The organism is Streptomyces sp. R21 (assembly GCF_041051975.1).
Classification (GTDB): Bacteria; Actinomycetota; Actinomycetes; order Streptomycetales; family Streptomycetaceae; genus Streptomyces.
This window is the reverse complement of the sequence record NZ_CP163435.1, coordinates 4,739,866-4,757,717: the sequence shown is the minus strand read 5'-3', so window position 1 is coordinate 4,757,717 and position 17,852 is coordinate 4,739,866. Positions and strand designations below refer to the sequence as shown.

At 68.7% G+C, this 17,852-nt stretch carries 18 protein-coding genes and 1 pseudogene; 11 read left to right on the top strand and 8 right to left on the bottom strand.

Features of this window, described 5'->3' with window-relative positions; genetic code table 11:
- Positions 1-66 precede the first annotated feature (66 nt).
- Positions 67-1,410, bottom strand: a complete 1,344-nt coding sequence (locus AB5J56_RS21130; RefSeq protein WP_369234300.1) for a transcriptional regulator — start codon at positions 1,408-1,410, stop codon at positions 67-69.
- A 253-nt stretch (positions 1,411-1,663) separates the two neighbouring features.
- On the opposite strand from AB5J56_RS21130, the gene AB5J56_RS21125 reads away from it, so the two are divergent.
- From AB5J56_RS21125 to AB5J56_RS21105, 5 genes are all read left to right on the top strand, one after another.
- Positions 1,664-2,155: an ATP-binding protein gene (locus AB5J56_RS21125; RefSeq protein ID WP_055507751.1), complete on the top strand. Its 492-nt coding sequence runs from the start codon at positions 1,664-1,666 to the stop codon at positions 2,153-2,155.
- A complete protein-coding gene (locus AB5J56_RS21120) occupies positions 2,155-2,493 on the top strand; it encodes a hypothetical protein (protein WP_369234298.1) in 339 nt (112 codons plus the stop codon). Before AB5J56_RS21125 ends, AB5J56_RS21120 begins: the two co-directional genes overlap by 1 nt.
- A 127-nt stretch (positions 2,494-2,620) precedes the next feature.
- A complete protein-coding gene (locus AB5J56_RS21115; RefSeq protein ID WP_167307964.1) occupies positions 2,621-2,788 on the top strand; it encodes a hypothetical protein in 168 nt (55 codons plus the stop codon).
- Positions 2,789-2,875: 87 nt separating this feature from the next.
- Positions 2,876-4,072, top strand: coding sequence for a cupin domain-containing protein (locus AB5J56_RS21110; RefSeq protein WP_369234297.1), 1,197 nt, complete (start codon positions 2,876-2,878; stop codon positions 4,070-4,072).
- Positions 4,006-4,863 (top strand): aldo/keto reductase, encoded by an 858-nt coding sequence (locus AB5J56_RS21105; RefSeq protein ID WP_369234296.1) that lies wholly within the window; start codon positions 4,006-4,008, stop codon positions 4,861-4,863. The genes AB5J56_RS21110 and AB5J56_RS21105 overlap by 67 nt, the downstream gene beginning before the upstream one ends.
- On the opposite strand, the gene AB5J56_RS21100 is transcribed toward AB5J56_RS21105, so the two are convergent.
- Complete coding sequence (locus tag AB5J56_RS21100) at positions 4,851-5,708, bottom strand: hypothetical protein (protein ID WP_369234295.1); 858 nt, start codon at positions 5,706-5,708, stop codon at positions 4,851-4,853. The two genes, AB5J56_RS21105 and AB5J56_RS21100, sit on opposite strands and share 13 nt — an antisense overlap.
- A gap of 190 nt (positions 5,709-5,898) precedes the next feature.
- Positions 5,899-6,606 carry a nucleotidyltransferase domain-containing protein gene (locus tag AB5J56_RS21095; protein WP_369234294.1) on the bottom strand — a complete coding sequence of 236 codons (708 nt, stop codon included), beginning with the start codon at positions 6,604-6,606 and terminating at the stop codon, positions 5,899-5,901.
- 216 nt (positions 6,607-6,822) lie between these two features.
- On the opposite strand from AB5J56_RS21095, the gene AB5J56_RS21090 reads away from it, so the two are divergent.
- Both AB5J56_RS21090 and AB5J56_RS21085 read left to right on the top strand, forming a co-directional pair.
- On the top strand, positions 6,823-7,572 hold the full coding sequence (locus AB5J56_RS21090) for a DUF317 domain-containing protein (RefSeq protein ID WP_369234293.1): 750 nt from the start codon (positions 6,823-6,825) through the stop codon (positions 7,570-7,572).
- Positions 7,573-7,868: 296 nt separating this feature from the next.
- Positions 7,869-8,060 (top strand): hypothetical protein, encoded by a 192-nt coding sequence (locus tag AB5J56_RS21085; RefSeq protein WP_369234292.1) that lies wholly within the window; start codon positions 7,869-7,871, stop codon positions 8,058-8,060.
- A 999-nt stretch (positions 8,061-9,059) separates the two neighbouring features.
- Here AB5J56_RS21085 and AB5J56_RS21080 read toward each other — a convergent pair.
- The 4 genes and pseudogenes from AB5J56_RS21080 to AB5J56_RS21065 form a co-directional block, all read right to left on the bottom strand.
- Positions 9,060-10,787 (bottom strand): relaxase/mobilization nuclease domain-containing protein, encoded by a 1,728-nt coding sequence (locus AB5J56_RS21080; RefSeq protein WP_369234291.1) that lies wholly within the window; start codon positions 10,785-10,787, stop codon positions 9,060-9,062.
- Complete coding sequence (locus tag AB5J56_RS21075; RefSeq protein ID WP_369234290.1) at positions 10,784-11,413, bottom strand: mobilization protein; 630 nt, start codon at positions 11,411-11,413, stop codon at positions 10,784-10,786. Before AB5J56_RS21075 ends, AB5J56_RS21080 begins: the two co-directional genes overlap by 4 nt.
- Positions 11,414-11,922: 509 nt before the next feature.
- Positions 11,923-12,612 (bottom strand): hypothetical protein, encoded by a 690-nt coding sequence (locus AB5J56_RS21070; protein WP_369234289.1) that lies wholly within the window; start codon positions 12,610-12,612, stop codon positions 11,923-11,925.
- Positions 12,613-12,619: 7 nt separating this feature from the next.
- Positions 12,620-13,485: pseudogene (locus AB5J56_RS21065) on the bottom strand (helix-turn-helix domain-containing protein).
- A gap of 457 nt (positions 13,486-13,942) precedes the next feature.
- Here AB5J56_RS21065 and AB5J56_RS21060 point away from each other — a divergent pair.
- The 4 genes from AB5J56_RS21060 to AB5J56_RS21045 all read left to right on the top strand — a co-directional run bounded on the left by AB5J56_RS21060 (position 13,943) and on the right by AB5J56_RS21045 (position 16,386).
- Complete coding sequence (locus AB5J56_RS21060) at positions 13,943-14,209, top strand: helix-turn-helix domain-containing protein (RefSeq protein ID WP_369242683.1); 267 nt, start codon at positions 13,943-13,945, stop codon at positions 14,207-14,209.
- Between the two features lie 104 nt (positions 14,210-14,313).
- Positions 14,314-14,640, top strand: a complete 327-nt coding sequence (locus AB5J56_RS21055; RefSeq protein WP_369242681.1) for a helix-turn-helix domain-containing protein — start codon at positions 14,314-14,316, stop codon at positions 14,638-14,640.
- A 39-nt stretch (positions 14,641-14,679) separates the two neighbouring features.
- On the top strand, positions 14,680-16,197 hold the full coding sequence (locus AB5J56_RS21050; protein ID WP_369234287.1) for a LacI family DNA-binding transcriptional regulator: 1,518 nt from the start codon (positions 14,680-14,682) through the stop codon (positions 16,195-16,197).
- 30 nt (positions 16,198-16,227) lie between these two features.
- A complete protein-coding gene (locus AB5J56_RS21045; protein ID WP_245607741.1) occupies positions 16,228-16,386 on the top strand; it encodes a DUF433 domain-containing protein in 159 nt (52 codons plus the stop codon).
- 173 nt (positions 16,387-16,559) lie between these two features.
- On the opposite strand, the gene AB5J56_RS21040 is transcribed toward AB5J56_RS21045, so the two are convergent.
- A complete protein-coding gene (locus AB5J56_RS21040) occupies positions 16,560-17,783 on the bottom strand; it encodes a helix-turn-helix domain-containing protein (protein ID WP_266798318.1) in 1,224 nt (407 codons plus the stop codon).
- Positions 17,784-17,852: the final 69 nt, after the last annotated feature.

The following is a 17,852-nucleotide window of genomic DNA, read 5'->3' as shown; positions in this document are numbered from 1 at the left end:
CATCCTGGCATTCGGACTATGTGCTCCGAGGGGGTGGGTTCGGCCTCGAAGTCCGAGAAGTGACGGTCACGCCGCGACGGGCACGGCCTGAAGGCGCTCACGGAACTCACGGACAGCGGGGACGGACTTGCGCGGTTCGAGGTGTGCGGAGAACTCCTTCAAGCGGTCCAGAGCCCGTACGGAACTGACGCTGCTCTCCAGGAGTTCGGTGCCGTAGTTCGCGGCGTCGAGCGCCCCGTCCAGGTCGCCGCCGGCGAGCCGGGCCTCGGCCAGGCGGCTGGAGCGTACGGCCTTGTCCCGAGGAGCCGCGCTTTTCACGGAGGTCTCCAGGGAGCCCGTCGCGCGTTCCACCTGCCCGGACCGCAGCAGGACCTTGCCCTCGGTCGACTTCAGCTGGGCCTCACCGAACCAGTTGAGCCAATCCGGGTTTTCCTCCGTCGTGTGGCGCTCCCAGTGGGACACAGCGCGGTTGAGCGCTGTTCCGGCGTTCTGGTGGTCGCCGTCGCGGGACAGTGCCTCGGCCTTGTGCAGGTACATGAACGACTGGGTGTACGGCGACAGCGTTCGTGGGGCGTTGTCGATGGCGGTGGAGATGAGGGCGACGCGCTCGGCCGTCCGTCCGGCCTCGGAGACGTGAACGCCCATCTCCGCGAGGATGAACGCGCCGAACGCGTCGTCTCCAGCGGTACGGGCGCTGCGCAGGGCCCCTACGTAGTACCGCTGGCCGACGGACCGCAGCCCCGCGTCGTAAGCCATCCAGCCGGTCAGGTGCGACACCCGGGCCGCCAGGGCGTAGAGGCGGATTCGGATGCTCTCCGTGTACCTGCCGGTGCTCAGGAGGCCGGTGACGAGGGCGAGATCGCCGCGTGCCTGCTCCAGGAGTGTGGCGCCGCCGAGTTGGTCGTCGAGGGTACGGAGCGTGCTGATGCGCTGCTCGATTGTCAAGACCATCGTGTCCGTGACCTGATCCCCGCCCAGGGCCGAGGCGAAGGCGGACGGCGCGTCCACCCAGCTCGCCGCGAGGCCCGTCAGGGCGGCGCCGGTGATGGTGAGAAAGCCCCGGCGATCCATGCGGCCACTCCCCACGAGTTCGGACAATGCCTCAACGGTACCGGCCTCGGTCCACGGGGCCGTGAGTCCCGTGACCTCCCAGACCGGGAGCCACCGGGGCCAGCCTTCCTTCCGCGCCTGCTCGTACGGGACGCGTAGCAGGTCGGCGAGTACGTGCTGGGCGTCCGCGTCCGGCTCCTGCCCCTGCTCCCACTTCCATACGGTGGTGCGGTTGGTCGCGAGCGGGATTCCGAGCGATCTCCCGTGCGCCTGCATGAGCCGGGCGAACTCGGCCTTCCCCCATCCGTGCGTCTGGCGGAGGAAGCTCAGCGGGTGGACCGCCAACGGCTCACCAGGCATGTCATCACTCCCGTCATCCCCTCAAGGCGTAGTGGGGAGGTTACTTCGCGTGGCCACGTACGGGGAGGGCGTCCCCATGAGGAACCCCCTAGAAACGTTCCGCCTTGCTCGCTCGGGCCGTTGACTGAGTATCAGCCGTCCACGGAGCCCGCGCAGGGCGACCGCTCCCGGAACGGTTTCTCAGATCGGCGGCTCCGCCCTTGTTTCCCCCTCGGGGACGGAGCCGCTCTCCAACCCTTCGGAGGCGTCAGCCATGCCCATGCTCGTCCATCGGTTCGTCCTCGCGGGTGAGGAAAGGGAAGTTTCCCTCGCCCGGCGCACGGTCGTCGACAAGGTGCGTACGTGGGGCGTGCCGTTGGACGACGACACGGCTGACGCCATCCGTCTTGTCGCCTCCGAGCTCATCAGCAACGCCGTGGTCCATGGGGAGGGGTCCGTCACCGTCACGCTGTACCACCGGCCCGGCCGCCTCGTGATCGACGTCCTCGATGACAATCCCGCAGCTCCACAGATGAGTTGTGCCCAGGCCGACGACGAGAGCGGGCGCGGCCTGTCAATGGTCGAGTTCCTCGCTTCGCGGTGTGCCTGGGAACCCGCCGGCCGTGGGAAGCGCGTATGGGCGGAGGTCGCGCTTCCCACGGTGGCACCCGCCATCCGAGCCGCTGTTCTGCGCAGATTATTCGCACTACGGCCGAAGCTCGGGAGCGTAGCTGAGCCTGAGTCCCTCACCCTGACGGTCGCGTGATGGGACGGCACGCACTGCGTACGACTCCGCTTCCTGACCCTGATGTCGTCTTCCGTCCCACTCGCCGTGATGTCGACCCCATCACCAGGGAGCCCACTGAGTACGCGTTGTGGGATCGCCACGAATGGCAGGCGCGCGGCGAGTGCTGGCTGTGGTGCGGACGTGCCGATGTCGAGGTGACGTGGATCGGACCCGTCCGGTCGAGCGGCATACACGCGGCCCTCTACGCCTGCTGTGCGTGTCTGTACGAGCTGGACCAGCGCGTTCTGGAGACCAACATGCGCCAGGACGTAGGCGTGCTGCCGATGAATCGCGGACCTGCCCGGTCGCTGGTGTAGGACTGCGGCTCTTCGCGACTCCCAATGACCGCCGCTCCACGGCAACCCCCTTCTCTCACTGCTGTGGGGCGGCCACCGACCTCCCGCCGGAGCCCTGGCGGGAGAACCGAAGAGGAAGGAGTACGAGGTGGCAGAGCCCACGACACCGCCTCCGGCCCGAAGCGGCCTCCTGGTGGCGGTGCAAGAGCTGACCGCCGTCCACGACCGGTACGACAGCCTCCGGTCGGACAACCAGGGAAGTTCCGGCGACGCTCCGTGGCCGGGTGGCGACGGCAACCTGCACGACAGCGAGTAGGCACCAAGCGGTGGGGGCCGGCGCGCTCGGCCGTGTCGGTCCCCACCGCGTCCGAATCACGTGGTCGACCCCATGGAGGACGTAACGATGGAACATCGGTTGATCAGCGCCATCGAGACTGCGCTCGGATGGAACGGGGCGGAGGAGCTGGGCAAGGACTTCGTACGCGGGAGCATGGACGACCCCGCACTCGTCTCCCGCATCATGACCCCGAACCGTCTGCTCGACATCGCGATGCGCAGGAGCCTGAACCGCCCGCAGTTCCGGTGCTTCCAGAAGGGCGAGGAGGTCCATCCGGCCATCTACTACACCGACAGCGTCAGCCCTCGGGGCCAGAGCATCCCCATGGCCAACATGCGCAGCCTGGGCAGCCTCCTGGGACAAGGCGCGACGGTGATCATGGACCAGGCCAACGTCTTCGATCCGACGATGGAGGTCGCCTGCCGGGCCCTGCAGTGGTGGTCCCACGAGCGAGTTCAGGTCAACGCGTACCTGACGACGAACGACGCCTCCGGCTTCCCCCTGCACTGGGACGACCACGATGTCGTCATCGTCCAACTCGCCGGCGAGAAGGAGTGGGAGGTCCGCGCGACCTCCCGCGCAGTCCCCATGTACCGGGACGCCGACCCCAACAACACCCCGAGCGACGAGATCATCTGGTCCGGCACCATGCGGACCGGTGACGTCATGCACATCCCTCGGGGCCACTGGCACCAGGCGACACGGTCCGGCAGCGGTTCTGGCAAGAGCCTGCACGTCACCTTCGGCATCACCAAGCGCACGGGAGCAAGCTGGCTCGCATGGCTGGCCGACTGGTGCCGCGAGCACGAGATCTTCCGCCACGACCTCGACCGCTGGCACGGAAACGGCGGCGAGGCCCTGAGCGCGGCTGCGGCCCAGCTCGTCGGTGAACGCTCCCCGGCCGACTTCCTCGCCGCGTACGAGCAAAAGACGACGCTGCCTCGGCACGTGCCCTTCCTCGACATATTCGGGCCGCTCGCCGCCGTGGTGTGCACCACCCACTTCCCGCCCCGCATCGAGGAAAGTGTGGAGACCGTCCACGTCGTGGCCTCCGGGAAGAAGCTCACCCTCACGGCCAAGGCCCTGCCCGCACTGCGTCTGCTGCTCAGCGGCCAGCCGGTCGCGTTGGAGCGAGCCGTGGCCGTCGTCGGAGCCGAAGTGACCGAGGTCGCAGAGATCCTGGTGGAGGAGGAGTTGTGCGCGGTGCTGACCCCCGAGTTGTCCTTGGGCTACACCGGTCTCGTCACGAACGCCGTCTCCTGACCGGGGCGTTGGACCTCGGTGTCACCGCACTCGACACCAGCAGCAACTATCTCGGCTTCCGTTCGCATGAGGTCCTGGCGCGGACAGCTGGTGACCTGCTGCCGAAGTTCACGGTCTCCACCAAGGTCGGCTATTTCCCGGGGCCGGACGGGGCGGAGCATTCCCTGGACCCCGCACGTCTGCGCGCGGCCGTGGAACAGGCCGCCGAGGACCTTGGGCGGGAGCCGGACCTGGTGTTCCTGCACAACCCGGAGCATTCGCTCCTTGAAGCCGCCCCTCACAACCAGGACGCGCTGGTACAGGCGTGCGCCACTCTCGACGCTGCCGTAGCGAAGGGACTCTGCGCCGCCTGGGGAGTCGCGTCCTGGGACCCGTTACCGCTGCTGAGCCTCATCGACATGACCGTACCGAAGCCGGCGGTCCTCATGGTCCGCGCCGGTTTGCTGGTCGGAGCCAGAACGCTGGATGCCGCGGATGCCCTCACCAAGGCGTGGGGTCTGGAGGGCGCCAAGGTGTGGGGGATGAGCCCTTTCGGGGGCAGTACCAGCACTCCTGTGTGGGACAGGATCGACCCACGCGTCTTCCTCCGGGACGGCAGCCAACTCTCCTGTGTACAGGCGGCGTTCAGAGTCACCTATCACCTCCCGCGGGTAGGCACCGTCGCCGTGGGCACCGATGAGCCCGCCCATCTCGGCGAACTCGTCGGAACCCTGGCGGGCGGGGTCGACGAGCGGACCGTCCAGGAATATCGGAGTCTCCTCCGAGACCGCTCGCGCGCTCAGCCCGCTTGAAGCTGCTCGATGACCCGCTCAGCCATGTGCCGGGCGGGTTCCAGCCGAGGGTCCTCCGGGTGCGCGTACGGCCCGAGGATCTTCGAACAGGCGAACAATGTCATCAACTTGCCGTCCCGGCTCTCGAAGTCCGACCGGCGCTCGCGCCTTACGCGATCGGCCAGAGCCGGGACCGCAAGGGAACTCGCCCACAGGGAGGACGAATCCAGCCCCAGCGGCGCGTTACCCCAGTCCTCCCAGTCGAAGAGGCTGAACGTCGGAGCCGTCATGTTCGCCCAGTTCAGGTCCGCGTGGGCAGGCACCCACCGCTCCACGGTCGTATCGAAGTCACCCGAGAAGACACCGCGGATGGACCCGGTGACGAGGGCCTGGGTGATGGTGACGGTGTCCGGTGTGGCGATCCGCCCGGTGTCCTGTGCCGCCAGAGCATCCAACGAGGCGTTCAACGCCTCCCACCAGGCGTCCGTCATCTCCGGGGCCTCACTCAAGATGGCGCTTCCGACGGGAGCCCCCGGCAGGAGTCCGGTTTCGTCGGCCCGCCACATCACTGGCTCGTCTGTGTCCCGCCAGACCACACATCCGCGCCACTCAGGCTGGGCGATACCCTCCAGACGCGCGGCACTTTCGGTGCCGTTCCATCCCTGATCGGGGATCTTTTCGAGCGAGCGCCGCTCGATCCGCACCCAGGTGTCGCGGACCGTCCTGGCTCCCACAGATCGGCGTTTGCGCACCACGGTGTCCGGGAGCAAGCGCACCTGCAGAGACCGCTCGACACGATCAAGAACCTCGTCAACCTGCTGCACCCGTAGATCAACAGCCTGACCCATGGAGACGGAGAGCGCCATGGAGGCGACCGTAGCAGTGGTGCGGCGGGAGGTGCCCGTCGCCGGGGCACGGGCGGTAGCCGTCAGCCACAGCCAGATCCGACTGTACGGAGGGCGATGTGAGCCTGTGCACCGGAGCTGCCGCCTACTCCAGGCATCTCCAGCCCGGTCGCGGTCATGCTTGCTGATCGGCTCCGGTTGCCGAGCCTGCTCATGGCATTCTGCCCCCGCGCCTGTAGCCAACCCACAACCGGCCGCCGGCTTGCCCGAGTACCTCGTCCACCACACTGATGAGGGGCTCGACCTGGCCCTCCAGTACCTCACGGACCGCCTGGTGCAGGCGCGTGCTGAGCCCTGGTGCCGTGGTATCGAGACGGCGCGCCAGCCACTTCCCGCCTCCGTTCCAGGACCCGCCGATGGCCAGTGCCAACTCGCCCGTTCTCCGAGCCAGTTCAGTGGCGATGAACAGCCGCTCGCCCTGGTCGATGCTTCCCGAAAGGTCATCGAGGAGGTCCGTGATCGCGTAGCGACGGTCGTCGATTTCCTCGGCTGACACACTGGGTGGTCCCGCGCCGGTCAGCTTCCGGGCTTCGGCGGCGACACGCGCACCGACTCCATCGGTGTCGAAGAGCAGCAGCCCGTCGGCGCACATCCAGAGCAGCGGTGACCGGCGCTTGCGTACTTCCCGCTCGACATACGCGTGCCAGGTCGTCTCGGTGTGCACGAACAGCTCCACCGGCCAGTCGCCGTGCCGGATGCTCGCCCGGTACGGGGCTGGGGCTCCATTGAGCAGCACCACGATGTCGAGGTCGGACATCGCCGTGCGACGGCCCGTCACGACGCTGCCTCCCAGGAACGCCGCCCGGGCGTCAGGGTGGTGTTCCTCGACAACGGCGCATGCGGAGTCAATCGCGTCCATGCCTCAACTATCGGCACCTTGTGCGCACCGCGCACGGGGTTTTGCGCCCGCGCCACCGATGGCGCCCCAGTGCTCTGCTCCTGTCGCCTGCCCTGTCGCCAGGGGGCCACCGCATCGGTTCGCCGACGGCAGACAGGAGACATCCCGCAATGACTGTCTTTCCGCGCCACGGCATGTCAACGTACAACGCTCCGCTGGAAGATCTGCCCTGAGCTCATGGAGGCGCCCCTGCACCCGCAGCACCCCACCGACCCTTCCCTCCCCTCCCCGACGGACCCGGTGTACTGGGTCACCCCGCGCCACCTCGCCGGTGACGACGGCGCTCTCGCCGAGCGGATCGGCGACACCCTGGCCGGCCTCGGCTGGCGCATGTGGCCCACGGCCCGCCACACCCTGCTGTACGTGAGCCCGGACGGGTTGCGTGGCGCCGAGTGGATCCTCGCGGCCCACCCGTTCGAGCTGGGCGGACTGCCCGTTGCCTGGCAACTGAGTGTCCGCCCGCATGCCACGTCCGTGATGACGGAGTGGAACGCGTACTTCACCACCGGCGTCCCCTACGAGGTGCTCGCCGACCTCCTCCTGGCGATCGATGCTCGTGAGACGCCCGACGTCGGCCTGGACGGGCCGGAGAGGGTCGTCGACGGGCTCAGCGCCCAAGGCTGGGTGCGCGACGTGGACCGGCCTTGGACCACCGCCATGGATCCCGGGTTCTCCGCCAGCGTGTCCCTGGAGATGCTGCCGCCGCTCATCCAGGACGCCGATCCTCGCCCTGACCTGCTGGGCTGGCAAGCGTGGGCGGAACCCCTCCCTGGCGCCGCGTACCTGTGGTGCGCCAGCTTCAGCGCCAGTTTTCCTCATGATCTCGTCGCGGCGTTCGCCACATCGCTCGCCTCACCGGTTCCGGTATCCCGCCGCACGGTGCCCGAAGGCGTCGAGGGCCGGGTCACCGTCGTCCGCCGTGGCTGACGACTTCTTCCGCGGAGCCTCTGTGGAGCGGCTTGCCGCCGTTCTCCCCGAGCGGCAGCGGGCCGGACACCTGAGGCGCGTTCCTCGCGCCCATCAATAGCAAGGGAGAGAGAAGGTCTTGTTCTTGTTCCGAGGTGTCGGCGAGGACCGCGCATTCGTGAAGCCCAGCGTGCGGGCAACGAGTTGCTCCAGAAGCTGCGGGCCACGCAGCCGTGGCAAGATGCTCCCACGCCGACCACCCGGCTCCGCCGGTGCCGGATGGGGTAGCGCCCGCATTCCTGCCACCGGAGTTGCGGATGCCATCGCGCCAGGCGGCGGGGTTCATGATGCGCTGGCAGCAGCCGCTCGTCGTCGATGGCGAAGTTCGTACGTGTCCGGGCTGCGGTGGGTACCGGGACTGGATCGGCCTCTGCCTGCGCGACGACTCGGTGTGGCTGCGCTGCCGGGGCGGCCACGAGACGAAAAAACCCGGCCTGGACGCCGCCTGATACACCCGCAACTCCGGTCCGGTCGACCGGTTCCACTCCACCCTCGAAGAGAGCCTGCGTCACTTCGGCCGCTGAACGCCCGCCCACTGTGACGCTGTCGCCTTGGTACCCGTTTCACGGAATGCCGCGAACTACCAGCGGTGACGTGCGCTGCACCTAACCCCGTGTAGCTTGGGTGTGCCACAAGTTGTAGGCCAACTTGTAGTTCAACTTGAATCTGTGATCCGAGCGGCGCATCTCGCGAAGACGGCTCCCGGACACGGTCCGGCCTGGTCGTACCCAGACCGGACCATTGCCCGCGGAGCGGCGGTCGAGTCCGGCCGTCTAGTTCACGGCCGGACTCACCGCGTTACTTGCTCCACGAGAGCAACGACCGCCACGAGAAGGCTGAGTGCGGACAGGATTACCTGCCAGCGGTCCGGGCCAGGCCAGCGCTTCCCGGCCTTCCTGAACGATCGATCCCTCATTGCTGCCCCTCTCTTCCCAGGGCACCCCATGTTGGGGAGCTCCGACCGACCCGGCTGTCGGCCGGGACATCGCGGAGGGAGATGAGCAGCGCCATGAGCTTAGCTCCCTAACTGGCTACCCCGTGCGGTGACTTGGGCGCTGCTTGGCCCGTCGCGCAATATCGGCAGTACTTATGCGCGTACTAACCGGGGACCTCTCGGCATCCAGGGGTCGTTTTTGGCCTCTGGGCATCAGAGAGGCCGTCAGATGGGCACACAGCATTTGAGCGCGAGCAGACAAGGCGGCGAGAGTAGGCTCGCGATGCTGCCGAGATTTCGATGTGACGTCGGTCACGCGCCGAGTGATGGATGTCGCTGCCGCCGAGAGCGAGGCTGGGACTCGGGAGGTGTTGCAAGGCATATGCGTGCCTGAGCGGTCGACGCTGGTGTACGTGCATGACGACGGGCCCGACCGGGAGAACCGGTCGGGCCCGTCGTGCAACGCGCAGCCGGTGTCGTCAGCGGCGTGGTCGGTTACGGACCCGTGCCGGGATCAGCGGCGCGGTGCGCGTGATGCCGAAGGCGCTGCGATGGGCGGAGTCACGGCCTGGCCGGGCGTGAGGCGGCTGGCCTGGGTGGGTTCCGGGGCCGTCGGCGCGTAGGCGGGTAGGTCGGCCATGTGACGCAGGCGCCAGACCAGGACGTCGCTGATGGAATCGGCGGTGCCCAGTTCCCTGCGGGCGGCGGCCTCGGCGAGCAGAACCTGCGGGTTGTGGCCTGCCTGTGTGGCGTCGGCGAGGGTGGCGGCCAGGGCGTCCCAGCCGGGCTCGGCCAGGATGGTCTCGGCGAGGTCGGGCAGGGCGGCGCGCACGGTGGCGGTGTGGTGGTGGCGCAGGGACGGGGCGATACGGCGGCCACGTTCGCGCAGCACGGTGAGGGGTTCGGTGGCTGCTTGTTGGTAGGCGGCCCGCAGGTGTTCGGCGGTCCGGTGGGCGGCCTCGGCTTGCTGGGCGTGGTGACGCTGGGCGTGCCAGTGGGAGGCGGCGATGGCGAGGAAGATCAGCGTGTCCAGGACCATGGCGGTGCCGGCCCCGTCCTCGCCCCGGCCGAACGCGGGTCCGCTGTAGACAAGGTCGCGGGCCGCGCGACGCAGGTCCTGTGCGTGGCGGAACTCGGCTCGGGTGTGGGAGCGGGAGGCCCGCTCGAACTCCCAGGCCGCTTGGCGCAGTTCGTTGCGGGTGTGGAGGGCGGAGGTCTTGGCGAGGGCGTCGAGGACCTCGCCGGTGGCGGCGATCTGGGCGGCAGCCGCGCCGTCGTCGTCGCTGTGGTCGAGGATGAGCAGTGCTGCCCAGGCCGCGTGGGCGGTGGTGCGCCGAGCCGCAGCGGGTGCCGAGGGCGCGGTGGGGCGTTCCGGCCGCTCGCTGTCGGCGGTCTCCGCGGGGGCGGAGTCGGTGGTGAAGCGTTGCTGGATGCGGGGCAGCGACAGGTCGGGGGCGAGGGTGGATCCGGCGTAGTAGACCGGCTCCTTGGCCTCGTTGCGGTCGTCGGGCAAGGCGACCTTGTAGCCCTTCAGGTCACCGGAGGGCATGACGTTGACGCGGACGAGAAGCCCGGCGTCCTTGAGGCGGCCGAGGAACTCGTCCGTGGAGGCGGCGCCGGCCACCGCGCGGCGGACGGTCTCGCGCAGTTCCTCGCGGGAGGCACGCTCCTTGCCCAGACGTTCGGCCTTGTGCAGTTCGGCGCTGGTGGTGCGTTTGGCGGCGGTGCCGTCGCCGGGGGTGACGCGGTGGAGGCCGTAGTCGGCTTCGATGAGGCGGGCTTCGGCCTGGGCGCGTTTGCCGGAGCGGTGGTGGTCGGGGCGGCGGCCGTCTTCGCGTACGAGGGTGGCGACGATGTGGATGTGGTCGTCCGCGTGGCGGACGGCGGCCCAGCGGCAGCCGGCGCCGTCGTCGGGGTCGATGCCGGTGGCCGCGACGATGCGCCGCGCGATGTCGGCCCACTGTTCGTCGGTCAGGATCGGGTCGTCGGGTGCGGCACGCACCGAGCAGTGCCACACGTGCTTCTCGGGTCGCTGGTCTGCGTCGAGCAGATGGAGGGGCTGGTCGAGGAGCTGCTTGAGGTCCTCCATCGTGGCCGAGGGGTCGCGGCCGGGGTCGGGCGCCATGTGGTCGAAGGAGGCGACCAGGTGCGGGTCGACGTGCTCCTCGTGCGTGCCCTTGCCGTAGAGGTAGCGGAGCAGGCCGAGGGTACGGCTGCCCTGCTTGTGGATGCTGGGGATCAAGCCGCCTCACCTTCTTGCTCTTGGCGGTGGGTGACCCGGTCGGCGGCGTTCTTCACAGAGTTGGCCGCGCGGTGGATGTCGGCGAGCACCTCCTTGAGGTGGGGCACATCGGCGTCGGAGTTGAGGGCCTTGGTCACCTGGTTGAGGTTGCTGCCGGCCCAGCCGAGCTGTCGGCGCATGGCGAACAGCTCTGTGAGTACATCGCGTTCGGTGGCGATGGTGGCGGCGGTGCGGGACTGGTCGCGGGCGGCGGCCAGCGCGGAGTGGGCGAGGAAGCCGGCCAGACTCATGCCGACGGCATCGGCGCTGGCCTGGATGATGGCGTGCTCTTGATCGCTGAGGCGGACACTCTGGGCAGGTCGCTGCTTCTTGTCGCGCGGACGCGCCTTCCCCTTGATCTTGGTCCGGCGCTTGCGGCCGGCCTTTCCTGGCTGCGATCCGCCCTCGGTCGCAGCCTTCCCGTCCGGCGCCCCCTGGCGCCGGACGGGCCCCGCCACCCCCGGGGCGGGGTCGGGTTCGGGCGCTCCCCCTGCGGGGGAGTGTCCGAACCTCCAACTTGCTGTGCGGTTGTCTGGGGCGATGGGTGTCTCCTGCCAGTTGGTGTGTTCGTGGTGTCGGTCGTGCACGTGTGGCTCTCCGGGGGCGTGGTCGGTAGGGAGATGAGGCGCCGAGCGATGGCAGATGAGGCCAGCGGCCGGGGCGATTCGACGGTCGTGGGAGTTGCGGTAGTCGCAGTCAGGGCGGGGCTGTCGTTGCGAGGAGAGCAAGAGGGACCGGTCCCCAAAGCGCTGCGGTGCACGGTCCCCAGACGCTTGGGGACCGGGACACGAGGCTCATCGGGGACGGTCCCCCTGACACGCCGTCACGGGGACCGGCCCCCTTTCACTGCATGGTCCTGTCCCCAAGGGGACCGAACTGGCTGCTGTGGGGACGGTCCCCGTTGCTGGGGCCGTTCTGGGGACCGGCATGAAAGGCCCTCTGAGCTGCGGTTTCAAAGGGGACCGGTCCCCGGGAATCGTCGGCACGGTCCCCGGGACGCGGTCCCCGAATTGCTCATCGGGACCGTTGTACGACCGGTTCGGGACCGACGGTCGTAGCCCCACGCAGCTGCCGCGAGGAGTGACGCCGAGCTGTGTCACGCAACTCGGTGTCGGTCCATCCGGGCAGCGGCGAGGTCGACGCGCGACGGGTGGGGAGTCGCACGTACGACATTGCCCCGGGCAGCTCCGTCAGGGCTCGCCCTCCGCTGACGGCACGGGGAGCCCACAGGCGCGTGGCACCAGTCGCAGCGGACACCGAGCGTATCGGCGACACCCTCGGCTACGGCTGCCTCGCGCGCGGCGCGGGTCGGGCGGTAGCGGGCCAGCTCGGTGCGTACGGCCGGCGGGATGCACGACCCGATCTCGCGCAGCCGCTCCTCGACGTCGCGGGGCTGGCCACCGCTGGTGATCTGGTGGTGTGTCGAAGGGGCGGCAATGCCGGTGGCGACCGCGTTCCGGGACCGGAGCAGCTCGTCACGCCAGGCAGTCGGATCGTCGGGGTCGGCGGCCGGGGTGGGGTCGGTGTGCCGGTCGAGGCGGTCGCGTCGGTGGGCACGCCATCTGCGGGCGACGTCCACGGGCAGGATCGGGTACGGGGAGTCGAGGATGTGGGTCCGTATCGCCTGGCGGACGTCCCAGCCGTGGTCGGTGGCGAAGGGCACGTCAGCGAGCAGTTCCTGCCACTGGGCGATCTGGTCACGGGCGTCGCCAGTGCCGGTGCGGATGGTGCGAGGGTCGAGGTGCCCGATGTAGGCGAGGACGGCGGCGACTTCGCGTCGGTCCAAAGGCGGGTTACTCCGTTCCAGTCGGCTCGTCGAGGGCGGCGAGCAGGGCGGCCATGTGCGCCTCGGATCGCGTCATGCCGGTGGTCGGGGCGGGGGTACCGCCGGGCAGGGCGTAGAGGTTCGGGCGGACAGGGGCGGGGGTGTGTTCCCGGGTGATCCACGCGCGCCAGTCGGCGGCCCACGCGTCGGCGGTGCGGGGCGCCCACGAGCTCCGGTAGGTGCGCCACTTCTCGTCGGCGGTGTGCAGGGCGTTCTCGCCGAGTCGGTCGAGGTGGCCGTGCTGCTGCAGCCAGGCACGGGCGTTCTCGTCGATCTGCCACTCGATGGCGGAGATGAGTGGGGCAGAGCTGCTGCTCTTACCGTTCACCTTCGGTTCTCTTCTGTTCTGGGGGTCGGAATCTGCACCCCCCTCGGGTCGGAATCTGCACCCCCCTCGGGTCGGAATCCGTACCCCCTGAGGGCCGGATTCCGTTCCCCGGGGCCGAAATCCGGCCCCTCTTCAAAAGGGTTAGCAGGGTCGGATTCTGGCCCCCCGGGGGTCAAAATCTGATCCCCGGGGAGGGGCGGATTCTGATCCCCCTCCCTGGCCTGTTCGGCAAGGAACAGGGCGGCGATCGGGAGGCAGTAGTAGGTCTCTCCGCGTGGTCCCTTGCGGTCGGGGAACTGCCCCAGTTCACCGTCGGCGATCAGTTTCGCCAGGGCGTCGCGCACGGCGGTGCGGGAGGCGTTGGCGCGTTTCATGAGGGTGGGCACGGACGCGTACGCGACGCAGTGCCGGTCGCGGCACCGGTCGGCGATCAGGGCGAGGACCATGCGGGCGGTGCCCTTGCTGTGGCTGTGGTCCCACACCCATTCTCGGGCGTCGTAGCTCATCGGGCGGTGGCTCCTAGGTCAGGGCGTGGAGGTGCAGTGAGCCCTTGTCGGGCGATGCACGGGGGAGGGGTGGTGGCGTCGTACAGCCAAGACAGCCACATCCATGCCGCGCAAGTCCAGCATTCCGTCGGGAAATCAGACAGCCGACGGCGAACGGATGCTGCGCGGCATCACCAAAACCATAAACCCGAATCGGCCGTTGCCGAAATAGTGCACCGTTAGATGAAGCCAGAAGCATCACGTCGAGAACCCGTTGACTCCGCTGCGAGCGCTAGCTACAGCACAACACCCCACGTCAGAGCATGCCTTCGAGCTGGCGAAGGCATGGCCGACCGGGCACTCGGAACCCAGCCCAGAGGTAAGCCCCAGCCGTTCGCCGGGCGCAACATAGCCGACGATCGCCGGTTAACCAAACCGGCGAATGGAAGCTACAAATGGAGCCATGACAGCATGATCCCTGAAAATCGGACCGGCCAGAATACGGACCGCCCGCACTATCGAAATCCTCCGCCCCGAACGCGGCCTCGCTCAGCGCGAGCTCGCCGCCCGCGTCAGCGCCCTCGGCCGTCCGATGACCAACACGATGCTGTCCCGCATCGAACGCGCCCAACGCCGCTGCGACATCGACGACCTCGTCGCCCTCGCCCAGGCCCTCCTTGTCTCGCCCCTCGTGCTGCTGCAGGAGGCCGAGGGCCCCGTGACGAGTTTCGTTCAGCGCCGCTGACCGAGTACGCCCACCACAGAGTTAGGAGCCCACCCCTCTTGCACCGCACCGCAACACCCCCTGCTCTCACACCCCCGCTTCCCCGCACCGAGGGCAAAGCAGCCTTGCCCCGCCTCTACCGCCCAGAGGAGATCGCCGAGACGCTCGGCTGCTCTGTCTGGTGGGTCAAGGACCGGGCGCGCAGGCGCCTGATACCGCACACGCGGGTCGGTCGCGCATACCGCTTCACCGCCGGACACCTCGCCGAGATCATCCGCATCCACGAAGAGCCGGCCACGCGGTCCGCGCAGCGCACCCATCCCCGGACACCTCAGCCTGCGCCGACAACTACGTCATCGCGTACGGGGCGACTGCCCCAGCCCCCGATGCCCTCCGCGCAACGTCTCCAGGCCCGACCGCCCCGCAGGTCCCAGTACGGCACTGCGGCCTAGCACGACACAGCAGACCACAGGAAGGAGGGAGCACGAGGCATGGGATTCGCCGAGAAACGCGGCAGTTACTGGCGCGGCAGGTACAAGGTCAGCGAAGGCAAGTACGGCACCGTCGCCGACCCGACGGGTGTGGTGGTCAAGTTCGCCACGAAGCGCGAGGCGAAGCAGGCCGCAGACGAGGAAGAGGCCAGGGTTCGGCGCGGCACCTGGCGCGACCCTGCCGCCGGACAGGAGACCTTTGGCGAGTACGCCAGCCGCTGGTACGACGCCCAGGACCTGGCCGCATCCACCATGCAGAACTACCGGCGCCACATCGAGGAGCACCTGCTCCCCGAGTTCCAGGACAAGGCCCTCGCTGGCATCCTCCGCACAGACGTGGACACCTGGGAGAAGCGGGAGAAGTCCGTCTACGCCGCATCCAGCGTCAAGACCTGGCGCTCGACGCTCCACCTCATCCTGGCCGACGCCGTGGACGAGGGCCTAATCGCCGCCAACCCGGCCACCAAACGACGCGGACGCGGTAAGCGCGCCGGCCGTTCCCGTGAGCGGGGACCCGAGAAGGTGATCACCGATCCGCTCGGCCTGCTGCTCATCGCCGAACGCGCGGCCCTGCTGTCTGGGCGCGACGACGAGTTCGTCGCCGTGGTCCTCAAGGGATACACGGGCATGCGGTGGGGCGAAATCGTCGGCCTGGAAACAGAGTTCGCGCGACCGGACGCCGTACGGGTGGAGCATCAGCTGTACGAACTGGACTCGGGCGAGCTGATCCGCTGCCCGCCCAAGGACGACAGCTACCGCACCATCGACGCGACGGACTGGCTGTCGGCCCTGGTCGCCGACCACATCGCCCGTACGAAGCCGGCGCCGTGCGCCTGCCACGGCAAGAGGTACGTGTTCCGTGGCCAGGGCACCGCTCGCACCGGTGGGCACGCGGGCGCCAAGCTCGTGGACGTCGCTCGCCGTGCGGAGGTCTCCAGCGGCACCGTGTCCAATGTCCTCAACCACCCCGAGCGGGTACGGGAGGACACCAGCGTCCGTGTTCAACGTGCCATAGCCGAGCTGAAGTTCGTCCGAGGAGGCGTTCCGACGGAGAACGCCGCCCACTGGCGCCGCAACGGCTTCGCCACCTGGCTGTTCGCGCCGGCCACCTCCGGCTGGTACCCGAAGAAGGCACCTCAGGAGGCCCGCCCGGTCCCGCTGCTCGGCGAGCCGTGGCCCGGTGTCCCGGTCCGCGGCCGCAACGCCCAAGGCCGGGCCGACGCCTGCTGGCTGCCGGTTGCCAGAGGGCTCACCCCGCACGGCCTGCGCCACTCCCACCGCACGCACATGGAGGATCTCGGCACCGAGAAGGTGCTGATGGACGAGCGTATGGGCCACATCGACGGCTCGGTCTCGGCCCGCTACGCCCACGTGACCCCCGGCATGCGCGAGCGTCTCAAGTTCGGCCTGACTGAGCAGTGGGAGGCAGCGCTCGATGCCCGACGGGGCCTGCATCCGGGCTCACCGGTCGCCGTACTCGATCGGCTGCTGCACGCTCGCGCCACGACGATGGCCTGATGGTCGGGGGACGGCATCCGGTTACCTCGAATGCTGCGTGGCGGTGAGCCGGTCATCGAAGGAACCCGGATTCCCGCTGCAGAGGTAGCAGCCCTGGTCAGGGACGGTGTCCCCAGGACCGGGGCAGCGGCTTCTATCCAGGGGTTAGTGCAGCGTGTCGCAGGTTATCTGCTGGTCGGGATCGTGTGATTAAGTCACCTGGTGTAGTCGGCGAGGTGGATGAGGGCGGCGGTGGCCAAGACGCGGAGGAGCCCCAATGGTTCGACCAGGCCGCATGCCCCTCACCCACCGTCACCGCCAGCTGGAAAGGGACTTGCGGCGCGCTGTAGCGCCTGGTCTGCGCGTGGCAATGACTTCGGGACTCAGACGAGCGACTTGATGGTTTTGTCCGCGTACCGCAGCGTCTCGTCGATGGCCTTGTCCATCTCGGGCAAAGCGTCGGGCTTTGCCGTGAGGAGAGCGCTGACGTTGATGCTGCTCACGGCGAGGAGGCATCCAGCCACGGTCAGGAACTCCTTGTACCGTTCCTGCCCCTCATGCCCGAGCGATTCCCAGTCCCGGGGCTCCGGCGGCAGACTTACCCTCCATTTCTCAAGGGCGTGGGTGCCGTGGACGCTGACGTACTCCATGATGGCCGGGGCACGATCCAGTACGTCGATCATCGCGTCGAAGCCTTGCTGTGACTGATCCAGAGCGGCCTCCGCAGCCTCGACCTCAGTTCGGAGACGCTCCTCCTCCTTCTTGTTCCGGCGCTGCCTCAAGACGTAGAAGCCGGCGGCCGCCAGCGCTGCTGCCGGGGCGGCGACCATGCCTGTGAGCAGGAGAGTTCCACCAGCCATGCCCGCACCGCCTGCAGCCAGCGTGCCTCCTCCCAGGAGGGCCAGAGTCGCGTTGGTCGCGGCAACCCCGGACAGCGTCGAAATAGCTGCTCCAGTGGAGGCGGTCCCGAACAACGCGGCGGCGGTGAACGCACCGTAGGCCGCGGCGCCGCCGGCTGCTACCCCGGCCGCACCTCCAGCGGCGGCACCGCGGATCGCGTTGGCGATCCCGACGGACATGGCCTCGATACGTATCGCGGTAGGGATCTCGCCCGTGCGCTCGATCTCCTCCTCACTCGGCCTCTCTGGCTCGGGCGCCCCGCTGATGCTCTCGGCCAGCTCCACAAACCTCAGGAAAAACTCGTCACGGGCAACATCATGGACATGGTTGAAGGCTTCCCCGTGTTCTTGGGTGATCTTCGACCGCTGGGCCGCCTTCTCGTTGATCTCGGCGTGACGTCTTTTCGTCTCTGCGACTTGGTCGCGCAACTTCACCGGCCGCTGGCCCCGCTGCCGAGCGAGAGACCTGGTTCGGTCCTCCGCCTCCTGCTTGAGTTGCTCGGGTGTCAGTTGGAACGCGAGGGCGATGGCGGCCAGACGGTGCTCCCCGGGGCTTACGAGCCCACGCTCGATCCGGGAGATCGAGACCGCGCCACCCTTCCCGTAATCGGCCCGCTCAGCCAACTCTTCCTGGGTCATAGAGGTCTTCTGGGCCTGGCGGTGCTCGCGGATCACGAGACCCATCGCCTCTGCGCTGAAATCATTCATCGGTTCCGGTCCCTTTGGCCAGCGGGCTGTGGCGACGCCAGGAGGACTGAGTCTCACGTGCTAGCGCAC